Raw genomic sequence first — 13,240 nt, forward strand, 5'->3', positions numbered from 1 at the left:
AATATGCACAATTATCTTCCAAAAAGAGCGGGATCTTTCCGCTCTTTTTGGCTGTAAAAGGAGCTGTTATATTCATTGCGCAGACGAGGTAGGACAGGGATATGGATTATATTGATTGTTCTGATTGTGATTGCAGCCGGTATTGGCTATGGGTGGAATGCTATGAAACCTACAGCAGCATCGGATCAAGTAGTACCATATACGTTAAAGCAAGGTACAAGCACAGCTACAGTAGCTGATGAATTAGCTCAAAATGGATTAATCAAAAATGCGTTCGCTTTTAAAGTGTATTTGAAAATGAAAAGCGAAGGCAGTGAATTCAAAGCAGGTGATTATGAATTCACGCCAGGTTTAACGTATGATCAGATTATTTCAAAGTTAGATAATGCAGAAGTTGTTGTGCCCAAAACGATGAAATTTACGATTCCTGAAGGGTATACAGTAACTCAGATTGCCGATAAATTAAGTGAGGCTGGATATGTAGATCGCGATGCTTTTATGAAATTAGTAGATGATCCTTCTTCTTTAAAACTCGCTCAAGAACTTAAAGTGCCAACAGGTGATGGTATTCTGCATCCACTAGAAGGTTATTTGTTCCCGGCAACGTATGATCTACCGATTGAAAGTACAGAATCCGATATTATTGCTAATATGTTGTTAGCGACTCGCACCAAGCTACGCTCAATTGATAATCTGGATGCTCAACTAAAAGAACGTAATCTCACGGTTCACCAACTGTTGACAGAAGCTTCTCTAGTGGAGCGTGAAGTTGTAGTTCCAGCAGAAAGAGCGCAGGTCGCAGGTGTCATCGATAATCGTCTCAAACAAAAGATGAAGCTTCAAATTGATGCAACTGTGCAATATGCCCTAGGCAAGCAAAAAGATCGACTGTTATACTCAGATCTTAAAATAGATAGTCCTTACAACACGTACTTACATGAAGGTTTACCACCGGGGCCAATCGCTAATCCAGGTCTGGATGCGATCAAAGCAGCACTGGCACCTGAAGCTTCAGAATATCTGTATTATGTTACGAAAAAAGACGGTACAGGCGGTCATTTATTCGCCAAAACGTATCAAGAACATCTCAAAAATATAGAAACAAGCAAGAATACAGCCAAATAAGGCTGTGTGGGAGGTGGCTTCAAGATGAACAAAAAACCTGAACTGTTAGTTACAGCATCTTCACTCGAAGAATTGTATCGTTTAGCAGAAGCGGGAGCCGATGCTTTTTTGATCGGTGAAGAACGTTATGGTATGCGGTTGTCTGGGGAGTTCAAAGTAGAAGATATTGCACAAGCAGTAGATTATGCGCATGAACATGGCAAGCGTATTTATGTAGCGGTTAATAATTTAATGACAAATGACTTATTAGAAGGTTTACCGGATTATATGAAGCAGATGGCAAAGTTACAAGTCGACGGGATCGAATTTGGTGATCCGGCGATAGTAGGTCTAGCCCGTGAGTATGCGCCTGAGATCGCTTTGCACTGGAATGCAGAGATGACTTCTACCAATGCGACTACAGCGAACTACTGGGGTCGTAAAGGCGCTACACGTGCTGTGCTAGCACGTGAGCTCAATATGGATGAGATTACAGGCATGATTGATACACTAGAAGTAGAAGCTCAAGTACAAGTACATGGTATGACCAATATTTATCATTCCAAAAGACGTCTAGTAGGTAGTTATATGCAGCATCAAGGTCGACCGGTTGATGGTGATGATTTGGGTCTGCAACGTGGACTGTTTTTGATCGAAGCTGAGCGTCGTGATGAGAAATTTCCTATCTATGAAGATAACAATGGAACGCATATCATGAGTTCAGAAGATGTATGTATTCTGGAAGATTTGCATTTGTTAATGGAAGCTGGCGTTCAAAGTTTTAAAATCGAAGGCATTCTCAAATCAACCGCGTATAACGAAACAGCAGTCCGGATGTTCCGTCAAGCGATTGATCAGTATGCTCAAGATCCAGAACAGTATGAATTTGATGAATCATGGATGGATGAGATTCGCCGTATGCAAGATCCTGAACGTGAATTGTCATTTGGATTCTTTTATAAAGAACAAGTATTTTGATAAAGGTAAGAATGGAATGATTGAAAAAGGGGGGCTTTCCATGTCAACAACGGAAAAACCAAAGTATTATGGTAAACGTCATCGTCTTGCCAAACCTGAATTGTTAGCACCGGCTGGTAATTTGGAAAAACTGAAATTTGCTATTCATTATGGGGCAGATGCAGTCTATATTGGTGGACAAAAATACGGTCTTCGTTCAAATGCAGATAACTTCAGCTTTGAAGAAATGCGCGAAGGAGTAGAGTTTGCTAATCTTTATGGTGCTAAAGTATTTGTAGCTACAAATATTTATGCTCATGATGAAGATATAGCAGGTCTGGAAGAATATTTATGTAAATTAGAAGAAGTCGGTATCTCTGCAGTGATTGTAGCCGATCCTGCGATTATTGAAACCGCTCTTCGTTGTGCACCGGGTCTGGAAGTGCATTTGAGTACTCAGCAATCCACATTGAACTGGCAAGCGGTGAAATTCTGGAAAGAAGAAGGATTGCCACGAGTGGTATTGGGACGGGAAACAAGCTTTGCGGAGATCGCGGAGATCAAAAAACATGTTGATGTTGAAATCGAAGCGTTTATTCATGGAGCAATGTGTTCTTCTTTCTCTGGACGTTGTGTATTATCGAACCATTTTACAGATCGTGATTCTAATCGCGGGGGATGCTGTCAGTCCTGTCGTTGGAAATATGATCTTTTTGAAGATGCTCGTTCAGAACAAGAATGGGTATCCGAAGAAGATGCAGCAGACCAACAGATGTTGCAACAGTTTAGTCTGGGCGTGAATCAAAAGCCTTTATACGAAGAACAAGATTCTGCGTTCTCCATGGGTTCTAAAGATTTGTGTATGTTAGAGCATATTCCTAGTCTGATTGAAGTCGGCGTAGATAGCTTCAAAATCGAAGGTCGTATGAAATCTATTCACTATGTAGCGACTGTGGTTAATGCGTATCGTCAAGCGATCGACTCTTATATGGCTGATCCCGAGAACTATGTATTAAAGCCAGAATGGCTTGAAGATATTAACAAAGCAGCTAATCGCCCGCTAAATACTGGATTTTTCTATGATACACCTGATCATGAAGATCATATTTACGAAGCAGAAGAAAAAGCAGTTCCTTATGATTTTGCAGGATTGGTATTGGAGTATGATGAAGCTACAGGGATCGCTACTGTGCAACAACGTAATCATTTCAAACCAGGACAACAAATTGAATTTTTTGGACCGAATCAAATGTTCTTCAAACAAACAGTCGGTCAATTATGGGATGAGGCAGGCAATGAATTAGATGCTGCCCGTCACCCTTTACAAAAAGTGAAAATGAAAGTAGATCATCCTGTTCGTTATTTTGATATGATGCGCAAAAATAACACTAAACAAGCCAAACAAGCTGTAAAAGCAACAGTAACTGTCTAATCATAGTTCATGATTCTGTATCATAAGCTAGATAGTTTACAATCATATTATGTAATAAGGTCTATTATACGTCATAGTATAATAGACCTTATTTTTTTGCGAAAAGGGGTTCAAATTTCCTGTTTTATAACCGATAATGGAATCAAGAGCATTTTCGATGCTTATTTTTTGTTTCGTTTATTAAGGTGAAACAGGGATAAACCAGTCGAATTACATAAAAAAACCTGTATGCACACGAAATCTAAAACGGCGGTGAAGATTATGGGGTTATTGCAGAAAAAAGGCAAAACAAAAAGCAAAATAACACTTCCAGACACCAAGAAGCTTGAAAAAGAGCAAAAAAAGCAACTCAAACGTGAACGTACAGGTTTATCGAAAAAGGCGAAAGAAACAGCTCAGAAAAAATGGTTTACACAACAAAAGAAAACGGATACAACCGATTCTTCTTTTCCCTCTCCTACCGTCAAAACGGCGCGTGCATTTCCGAAGTGGGCGCAAATTCCCAAAAGACTAACCTTTTCCACAAACAAAGACAATCCATCCAATGATCCATCTGTACCTGCTCAGCGCTGGCGTGGCTTACATCCAGCTAAATCGGTAGGGATTAAATTATTCCTTATCTTTTTTATCGCCATTATGTTGCTTGTTGTATCATTAGGCACATTCTCGTATTTAACTGCCAAAAGCATTATTAAAGAAAATGCAGCAGTTGGTAATGAACAAACGATTATTCAAACAGGTGAAAAATTAGATGTTATTTTGGGACAATTGGTTAATTCATCGACTCAAATCTTTTTTGATCCTAATATGCAAGAAGAGTTAATCAACTTATCCAAACCCGGTATAGATGATTTTGATAAATTCCAAGCTGTTAATGCGATTACAAGTAATTTACAAAATCAGTTAAATTCATTAGATGCGATTGATTCGATCTATATCGTACCTATGAACAAAAATGTAAATGTAGTTGGAGCCGGTGTACAAATTCCAGCAGCTGAGGATGTGCGTAATACAGCATGGTACAAAGAATTAGAAAGTGGCAATGGTGTAATGCAATGGGTTCCTACGATGGAGATGCAAGGCACTGTTAAAAACTTTTTATTTGCACGAGCTGTACGTACGACGAATTCTTCCGATTCATTTGTATTCGTGATTAGTGCGAACAGTAAGCTGATTGAAGATCAGATTGCTAATGTGAATATGGGTACAGGTGGTCGTGTTGATCTTATTGGTGGTGCTACGAATACAGTGATTGCATCGACGAATAGTGCAGACATTTCCAAGCCATCCAACTATAGCTTTTTACCTCAATTGACAGAGAAAAGCGGTCGAGTTGAAAATAGCGATGGCCAATCACCTATTCTAATCGCTTATAGTACACTTCAAAATTCAGATTGGAAATTGGTAGGAACTGTACCGATTAATGAACTGGTGTCTAGTGCCAAACCTATTTTGAATATGACATTAATTTTTGCAGTGATTGACGCTGTATTTGCTATATTGATCGGTATCTTTATTATTCGTATTATTGCGAAGCCATTACAAAATCTACAACAATTGATGCGCAAAGGTGCACAAGGTAAATTGAATGTGCGTACGACTCATAAGTCTGAAGATGAGATTGGACAATTAGGTGCCGCTTTTAATGAAATGATGGAAAATATTACGAACCTTGTAAAACAGACCAATCAATCTGCTCAAGAAGTACTGGGTACTGCAACAATATTGAGTAATGCGTCTAAGCAGACTGCTACATCAGCCAAAGAAATAGCAGTAGCGACAGAAGAAATTGCAAATGGTGCAGGTAGCCTTGCTTTAGAAGCAGAACGGGGTACAGAACTTGCTGATGGCATTATGGGTCAAATGAATAAAGTGATCAGTGCTAACAATGAAATGGGTGCTTCTGCGCATGATGTAGAACAAGCAAGTGAGACAGGTGTACAGCATATGGAGAAATTGCTAACCCGTACACAAACGACAGAAGATATGATTCGTTCGTTAGGTGCTCGTATTGACTCATTGCAACAAAGTACTTCATCTGTACAACAAGTGCTTGATGTCATGCAGAATATTACGAAACAAACCAATATTTTATCACTCAATGCAACGATTGAAGCCGCTCGTGCTGGAGCCGCTGGTAAAGGATTTATGGTGGTTGCTGATGAAGTACGAAAACTAGCAGAACAATCGCGCGAATCTATTCTTATGGTTGGTAAAATCACAACTAATATTCAGCAAGAAATGGAAGAAACGATTAAAGTTCTGAATAACGCGTATCCGTTATTCAAGCAACAAACTGAAGCCGTTAAAGACACAACAACTATTTTCGAATCAGTACAAGGTCAGATGTCTGCTTTTGTAACGAAGTTAAACTCTGTAACAGCTTCGATCAATGATCTGAGTCAAGTACAGAATACGATGTCTGAAGCGATGAGTAATGTGAGTGCGGTAGCAGAACAGTCTTCTGCCACTTCACAAGAAGTAGCTTCACTGAGCAATGAACAACACAATGTTAGTGGGCAGCTTGTTCAACTATCCGGTCAATTGGAAAATGTATCGCTTGATCTGAAAGAAACCATTTCTCGCTTTACAGTAGATGAAGAAGAGACTCATTCTTCTGAGGTATCTTCAGATTCTCCAGAGGATGTTGTTGAAGAACAGACTGCACAAGCCGAAGAATCTGATTCGTCTACACCTGTTGATATCGACCAATCACAAACAGCGGAAAATGATACACCATTAAATAACGAGTCAGACAAAAGAACGTAATATAGATACACTCGCTTATGTGAGTACAGATGTATCTATCACGTCATTATTTTATCTACAGCATGTATAACAAAAGCCGAAAGACCTTTGTATATAAAGGTTTTTCGGCTTTTTGCTATCTATACCTATACCATATCGTTATCACCATTTACACTCACCAAGCCTGCTGAATGAATAGCTATTGTACAGGTGGAGGAGGGACATCTTCGGTAATCGGTTCAAATTCTTCTTTTGGAAGTCGAATCCAGCGTTGTAGATATCCTTGTAACCATAATTCTTTTAACAAAATAATTAAAATAGGCGATAACACCAATCCAACCACACCAAAAATTGATAATGAAATAATCATTGCAGACAACATCAAGTAAGCAGAGGAAATGCCAATCGAATTACCTGTGATTTTGGGTTCAAGCAATTGACGAGTTAACATCACCACGACCAGTAAAACGATCAATCCGATAGCAAGCCCTGTCTCACCAACTACAAAAAGATACACAATCCATGGAATAAAAATGACCGGAATACCGAGTAAGGGCAAAATATCAAATGCTGCACTGAGTAACGAGATTGAAAAAGCATTATTCACTCCTAAAATCAGCAATCCTATGTACACCAATACAAAAGTGATCATCACCATTATCAATTGTGCTTTGAGATAAGCTCCAATCGCATAGAAAACATGTTCTTTCAAAAAGAAATAAGCTTTTTTGAGCGTATTCGGTGTGCGTTCGGTAGCGACACGTCGCCAGAGATTAATTTCAGCACTTAAAAAGAAAGCTAAAATAATACCTACAGCAAAGTTAGCGATAAAGGTAGAAAATGAACTAAGCCAGCCTAATACATAATTAAAAGCCGCTTTGCCCCAGATCGCTAGATTCCCTGTAAAGATAGCAAAATATTCATTGATCCGTTGTGTAACATTATCTGGTAATGTATTTAACTCTTGATGCATTAGTGTAGTCAGCCTTGTAAAATGACCTTGCACAATTCTAGCGTATTCAGGTAAGTTATCAGCAATCTGAGCAGATTGAGAAATAAAGATTAATCCTGCTCCAAATAAAGCACCGAGTAGAAATAATACAAAGGTGAGAACGGCTATTGCTGAACAGACCATTTTGGGCAATCCACGACGATTTAAAAACATAGCAAAAGGTTCGATTAAAGCAAAAATAATAAAAGATAAAAAGATAGGCGCTGCAATATGATAAAGCTTGCTAGCAAGCAATAACACTAGATATACCGTCAAAATGACAATCCCGATATCAAAAGCAGTACGCCAATATTTTTTGTATAAAGGAAGCATAAGCAGACTAAATCTCCTTTTCTAACAGAGTATACAAGCATTTTATAAGTGGACTTCATCTACGTCAACAGAAAAAGGAACTGCCCCTGAGGACAGTTCCTTTTGAGTGGTGCATCATTTTCTATTGAATAATAGAAAGGAGAGAAGACTATATTTTCATAACTCCGCCCATACTTGCATTCGTTACAAGTTTGGAATAACGAGCTAGATATCCTGTTTTTACTTTAGGTTCAAATTCAACCCAACCTTTACGACGTTCCGCAAATTCTTCTTCACTGATATGAAGTTCGATTTTGCGTTCGTTCAGATCCAGTTCAATAATATCTCCGTCATTAACAAAAGCGATAGGACCGCCTTCAGCTGCTTCTGGAGAAATATGACCGATACTGATACCACGAGAAGCTCCTGAGAAGCGTCCATCGGTGATTAGACCGACTTTGGCACCAAGACCCATACCTACGATTTGAGAAGTAGGAGCAAGCATCTCCGGCATACCAGGGCCACCTTTAGGACCTTCATAACGGATAACAACGACATGACCTTCTTTAACATGACCGTTAGCAATACCGTATAGAGCATCATCTTGTGAATCGAAGCAGATAGCAGGGCCTTTATGGTATCCACCAACAGAAGCATCAACTGCTCCAACTTTGATAATTGCACCTTGAGGAGCCAGATTACCGAACAATACGGCTAGACCGCCACGCTCAGAGTGAGGATTATCAATTTTGTGGATAACTTCTGTATTTTGAATTTCTTGACCTTCTACATTTTCACGAATTGTTTTACCTGTAACTGTAATACAATCTGGATGTAGAGCGCCTGGTTTTTTAAGCAATTCATTCAATACAGCACTTACGCCACCTGCCAAGTGCACATCTTCGATATGCCAGTCAGAAGCTGGAGCTAATTTTGCTAAGTGAGGTACGCGGTTAGCGACTTCATTGATACGTTCGATCGGATAATCGATACCTGCTTCTTGAGCAAGTGCCAATGTATGAAGAACTGTATTTGTAGAACCACCCATCGCCATATCCAAAGCAAAAGCATTATCCAAAGCTTCTTTTGTTACGATATCACGAGGTTTAAGGTCTAATTTGATCAATTCCATTAATTGTGTAGCTGATTTACGAACAAAATCACGACGATCTTCAGAGACTGCAAGGATAGTTCCGTTACCTGGCAAAGCAATACCCATTGCTTCTGCTAGACAGTTCATCGAGTTCGCTGTGAACATTCCTGAACAAGATCCACAAGTTGGACAACCAAATTGTTCTAATTCAAGTAGACTTGCATCATCAATCTTACCAGCTTGATAAGCACCTACACCTTCAAATACAGATGTTAGGGAAATCGAGCGACCATTTTTGTCTTTACCAGCTTTCATCGGTCCACCGCTAACAAACATCGTAGGGATGTTTACGCGAAGAGCACCCATCATCATACCTGGTGTTATTTTGTCACAGTTTGGAATACAAACCATGCCATCAAACCAGTGAGCTGCAACAACAGTTTCAAGTGAATCAGCAATAATTTCACGACTTGGTAATGAATAACGCATACCAATGTGTCCCATTGCGATACCATCATCTACGCCGATGGTGTTAAATTCAAACGGAACGCCGCCTGCTTCACGGATCGCTTCTTTAACGATTTTACCGAACTCTTGCAAATGTACATGACCGGGTACGATATCAATATAAGAGTTACATACCGCGATAAACGGTTTACCAAAATCTTCTTCTTTAACGCCAGCGGCACGAAGTAAGCTACGATGTGGTGCACGATCGAACCCTTTTTTGATCATATCGGAACGCATTTTTTTGCCCTTGTTGACTACCATGGTGTCGATTTCCCCCCAAATATATAATAGTAAGCTTTTAAGCTTTAGCGCGTTGTAACGCCAAAGGTAAAAGCTAAAAAAGTCTTGCATAATGTAGTATACAGATACGAATTACGCGGAAGTTTTCTATAGAGTCTATCATATGTGTTAGCTTTTTTCTAGCGAATATATATTAAATCTGTAGTAAAACAAAATAAAATGCAAAAGAAATGCGAAAAAAAAGCAGACATTCCACCATTAATGGAAAAGTCTGCTTTTTATGGTATTAACGACTGCCGCCTTTTTTACCTATTTCTCTATAAAAGTCTTTGTCGTGAGATTCGGAAGTAGCTTCGCCACCTTTTTTACCAATTTCTTGATAAAATTCTTTGTCATGAGACTCAGAAGTAGCTTCTCCGCCTTTTTTGCCGATCTGTTGATAAAATTGTTTGTTATGTTTTTTGGAGGTTGCCTGGCCACCCATACGACCTGCTTCTTCACGGCTCATTTTGCCGTTGTTGTTATTCTGTGCCATCACCAAATCACTCCTTATTCATATAAGTGTAAGCATGGAACGCCATGTATACTTATCCGTTACTTACCCGTCTCATTTATAGTGAAACGAAAAATTAGGAATGAGTTGGAAAAAAATATAAGATTACGTTAGAAAATCATCCTTATTTTCCCTGTTATAGACCGTTATTATTTTTGAAATAAAGTATGTCTTTGAACATAATGAATCATAGAGTAGAACGGTTGAGGAATAGAAGGTTCCACCAATTTTGAAGTCCAGTATTTGACCTGCGGTTGAGCTAATACTACAGCCACCAGCACAGCAAAGATCAAAAGGATTATGATTTCTACAGGTGTATTCAGATGATGCAAGATTCCTGTCGTTTCGATAGCTCTGACTAAAAGACCATGTAACAAAAACACATATAATGTTCGTCTGCCTAATTCAGTTATATAATGCGCATACAGAGGCACAATAGCTAGAAAACCAATCGAAGCGATACATTGAAGAATGTACATACACATCCGATAGAAAAGTCCATTACCTGCATTTACACCTAATTGCACAAAAGTCTGATTTCCATAAAACCATCCAAGCGAAAGCGGAAGATTCATATAAAACACTAGGCTTAATAAAGCAAAAGAAAAAACGGCTATCCAGTGTCGGTAACTATAGAAGAAACTCATCATTTTATCTACATTCATATGATAGCCTACAATAAAGAAAGGAAAATAAATCAACGTTCGTGATAAAGCAAGCCACACACCGTCTACAGGAAGTAATCCTACACCTAATCCAAGTGCTAGAGAGATGATAAGTTGTTGCTTGAATGTAAAAGTGCGTAGCGAAATGAGCAACAAACGCCATACGATATGACCTGCCAAAAACCATAGCAACAAATAAGGAGCAAAAAAAGAATGAGTAATATGAGGAACACGAAAAATAGTATAATCGAGTAGAGAATAGATACTTTGAAATAATATATATTGAAGAGCAATATGACGTAATACTTTGCTACCTGCAGGTCCCTGTAGATTGAAGCGAGCAAAATAACCGGTTACCAATACAAACAAAGGCATATGAAATGAGAAAATCCATAAAAAGATAGTATGTGCCCAGACAGACTGCTGAATAAGTGGCTCTAATAAATTGCCTGCCACTACACATACAATTAACAAAAATCGTATATTTAAAAAATACGTTTCTCCTATAGTATTTAATGTAGAGGTATGGGTTCTTATTGACGAATTCATCTGTTGTTCCTCCTAAATATATATGATCTATCCAGTCGCCATAGTGATCTTACATAGAGTGTGTTCAGTAGTATTTATAAGTTACTTTAAAAATAAAACAAAAAACTTTTTAATATTGTGATTTAATTCACAATTGAAAACGGTATCTATCGTTAAAATTGTGTATATATGATGAAGCTATGTCATTGACAACAAAGAAAGCGGTTGCGACAATGGTAAATATGACCAGCTACATATTACGCATGATATTCGATGCACTCAGGAGGCTTAACAATGAACAATCAGCATACTTACCCGGAAGTGGTCACTTTCGGTGAGTCTATGGGGTTGATGACTGCGGATGACTCTCGTGGTCTGGAGTACGCTGCCAATCTACACAAATCATTTGGCGGTGCTGAAAGTAATCTAGCGATTGGTATTGCTCGCTTAGGGCATACAGTCGGTTGGTTCGGTCGTCTTGGCGCTGATCCGTTAGGGCGTATGATCCAAAAAGCAATTCGTGGTGAAGGCGTAGATGTGTCTCGCTCAATGCTAGCAGAAGGAGAACAGACAGGGTTGATGTTACGAGAAAATGTATCCGGTCATGCTTCGGTTCATTATTATCGCAAACATTCAGCAGCAAGTCGGATGACTCCAGATGATCTGGACGCAGAGTATATCAGTCAAGCTAAAATATTACATGTTACAGGAATCACAGCAGCTATTAGTGAATCCGGGCTGGCAACTGTAGAGAAAGCGATAGAGATTGCTAGACATGCAGGTGTCAAAGTCTGTTTCGATCCCAATTTGCGTCTCAAATTATGGAGTATCGAACAAGCGCGTCCTGTATTATTGCGTTTAGCCGAGCAATGTGATTATTTTTTACCAGGTTTGGATGAACTAAGTTTATTGTATGAAACTGAAGATGAAACACAGATTTTTGAACGTCTGAATGCATTATCAGCAGTCTGTATTGTCAAAGGCGGACCTAATTTGACCTATGTGTTGGATCAAGGGCAGAAGTTAGAAGTGCCGTATTTCAAAGCAGAACGTGTATTAGATACTGTAGGAGCAGGAGATGGATTCTGCGCTGGATTTATCGTTGGATTGTTACGCGGGTATGAAGTGACTGAAGCTGTACGTCTCGGTAATCTAAATGGTTCTATGGTGATCCAAGCTGTAGGCGATTGGGAAGCATTACCGACTCATGAGCAGGTAGAAGCGAAGCTGAACAACAAAGTTCATATTGAACGCTAAACTTACAAACTAAAGGAGCATATACCGATGAAAAAATTACAACTAATTCAAAAAATAGTCGATAACGGCGTTGTAGCTGTGCTACGTGGAGATTCAGCAGATCAAGTTTTTACCATGGCAGAACAAGCGATTGCTGGTGGAATCAAAATTATTGAGATTACAATGACAGTGCCTGGCGCATTAAAAGCCATCGAAAAATTAAGTCGCATGTATAGCTGGAAAGCAGATGCATCAGAAAACTTTGCGATTATCGGAGCAGGAACAGTATTAGAACCACAGACAGCACGCGCTGCAATTATGGCAGGAGCAGAATTTGTTGTTGGGCCTTCATTGAATCCTGAAACGGTCAAAATCTGCAACTTATATCGTGTGCCTGTATTACCAGGGGTGACTACGCTTGAAGGTATCCAACATGCGCTTGAACTTGGTGTCGATATCGTCAAATTATTCCCGGGCAACCTGTATGATCCATCTATTATCAAAACGTTAAAAGGACCGATGCCTCAAGCGAATATTATGCCTACCGGTGGTGTATCCTTAGCTAATCTAGGAGAATGGGTCAAAGCAGGAGCTGTCGCTGTAGGGATCGGTTCAGATCTAACGACAGAAGCACTCAAAACAGGTGATTACAGTCTGGTACGCCAAAAAGCAGAACAATACATGGAAGCTTTCTATCAGGCTAAGCAGCAATAAAGGTTTAGTCTTGATAAGAAATGCAGACGTGTGCATAAATGATAGACTATTTAAAAATAAACAATGATTCCCTAACATGATATAATCACATAAGAAGCAGCCTGTTGTCCTGCGAAGGAAACGGGCTGTTGCTTTATATAGCGCTAGGATGAATGTG

Annotated in this window: 9 protein-coding genes and 1 pseudogene; 6 read left to right on the forward strand and 4 right to left on the reverse strand. The window is 39.2% G+C overall.

Annotation, left to right across the window (positions count from 1 at the left end; translation table 11 throughout):
• Positions 1–75: 75 nt before the first annotated feature.
• The 4 genes from mltG to QCD85_RS11815 all read left to right on the forward strand — a co-directional run bounded on the left by mltG (position 76) and on the right by QCD85_RS11815 (position 6,262).
• The gene (gene mltG, locus QCD85_RS11800; RefSeq protein ID WP_301262723.1) at positions 76–1,125 is read left to right on the forward strand and encodes an endolytic transglycosylase MltG; all 1,050 of its coding nucleotides are present in this window, start codon (positions 76–78) and stop codon (positions 1,123–1,125) included.
• A 24-nt stretch (positions 1,126–1,149) separates the two neighbouring features.
• Positions 1,150–2,082, forward strand: a complete 933-nt coding sequence (locus QCD85_RS11805; protein WP_301262724.1) for a peptidase U32 family protein — start codon at positions 1,150–1,152, stop codon at positions 2,080–2,082.
• 40 nt (positions 2,083–2,122) lie between these two features.
• On the forward strand, positions 2,123–3,493 hold the full coding sequence (locus QCD85_RS11810) for a peptidase U32 family protein (protein WP_301262725.1): 1,371 nt from the start codon (positions 2,123–2,125) through the stop codon (positions 3,491–3,493).
• Positions 3,494–3,754: 261 nt separating this feature from the next.
• On the forward strand, positions 3,755–6,262 hold the full coding sequence (locus QCD85_RS11815) for a methyl-accepting chemotaxis protein (protein ID WP_301262726.1): 2,508 nt from the start codon (positions 3,755–3,757) through the stop codon (positions 6,260–6,262).
• Positions 6,263–6,440: 178 nt separating this feature from the next.
• Here QCD85_RS11815 and QCD85_RS11820 read toward each other — a convergent pair whose 3' ends face one another.
• From QCD85_RS11820 to QCD85_RS11835, 4 genes and pseudogenes are all read right to left on the reverse strand, one after another.
• Positions 6,441–7,565, reverse strand: a complete 1,125-nt coding sequence (locus tag QCD85_RS11820) for an AI-2E family transporter (RefSeq protein ID WP_274172067.1) — start codon at positions 7,563–7,565, stop codon at positions 6,441–6,443.
• Between the two features lie 148 nt (positions 7,566–7,713).
• Complete coding sequence (gene ilvD / locus QCD85_RS11825; protein WP_204824905.1) at positions 7,714–9,384, reverse strand: dihydroxy-acid dehydratase; 1,671 nt, start codon at positions 9,382–9,384, stop codon at positions 7,714–7,716.
• A 298-nt stretch (positions 9,385–9,682) separates the two neighbouring features.
• A pseudogene (locus QCD85_RS11830) lies at positions 9,683–9,922 on the reverse strand (KGG domain-containing protein); the annotation flags it as partial.
• A 167-nt stretch (positions 9,923–10,089) separates the two neighbouring features.
• Positions 10,090–11,154 (reverse strand): acyltransferase family protein, encoded by a 1,065-nt coding sequence (locus QCD85_RS11835; protein ID WP_301262727.1) that lies wholly within the window; start codon positions 11,152–11,154, stop codon positions 10,090–10,092.
• A 273-nt stretch (positions 11,155–11,427) separates the two neighbouring features.
• Between QCD85_RS11835 and QCD85_RS11840 the strand changes: the two genes are divergently transcribed.
• Positions 11,428–12,390, forward strand: coding sequence for a sugar kinase (locus QCD85_RS11840; RefSeq protein ID WP_301262728.1), 963 nt, complete (start codon positions 11,428–11,430; stop codon positions 12,388–12,390).
• A gap of 27 nt (positions 12,391–12,417) precedes the next feature.
• Positions 12,418–13,083: a bifunctional 2-keto-4-hydroxyglutarate aldolase/2-keto-3-deoxy-6-phosphogluconate aldolase gene (locus QCD85_RS11845; protein WP_273613330.1), complete on the forward strand. Its 666-nt coding sequence runs from the start codon at positions 12,418–12,420 to the stop codon at positions 13,081–13,083.
• The last annotated feature ends 157 nt before the right edge of the window (positions 13,084–13,240 follow it).

The organism is Paenibacillus sp. PsM32 (genome assembly GCF_030433815.1).
Classification (GTDB): Bacteria; Bacillota; Bacilli; order Paenibacillales; family Paenibacillaceae; genus Saccharibacillus; species Saccharibacillus kyungheensis.

What these genes read in the sequence shown, in the direction of transcription:
- QCD85_RS11805 (WP_301262724.1), top strand. Translation starts at nt 1,150, where the DNA reads ATGAACAAAAAACCTGAACTGTTAGTTACAGCATCTTCACTCGAAGAA.
- QCD85_RS11810 (WP_301262725.1), top strand. Translation starts at nt 2,123, where the DNA reads ATGTCAACAACGGAAAAACCAAAGTATTATGGTAAACGTCATCGTCTT.
- QCD85_RS11815 (WP_301262726.1), top strand. Translation starts at nt 3,755, where the DNA reads ATGGGGTTATTGCAGAAAAAAGGCAAAACAAAAAGCAAAATAACACTT.
- QCD85_RS11820 (WP_274172067.1), bottom strand. Translation starts at nt 7,565, where the DNA reads ATGCTTCCTTTATACAAAAAATATTGGCGTACTGCTTTTGATATCGGG.
- ilvD (WP_204824905.1), bottom strand. Translation starts at nt 9,384, where the DNA reads ATGCGTTCCGATATGATCAAAAAAGGGTTCGATCGTGCACCACATCGT.
- QCD85_RS11835 (WP_301262727.1), bottom strand. Translation starts at nt 11,154, where the DNA reads ATGAATTCGTCAATAAGAACCCATACCTCTACATTAAATACTATAGGA.
- QCD85_RS11840 (WP_301262728.1), top strand. Translation starts at nt 11,428, where the DNA reads ATGAACAATCAGCATACTTACCCGGAAGTGGTCACTTTCGGTGAGTCT.
- QCD85_RS11845 (WP_273613330.1), top strand. Translation starts at nt 12,418, where the DNA reads ATGAAAAAATTACAACTAATTCAAAAAATAGTCGATAACGGCGTTGTA.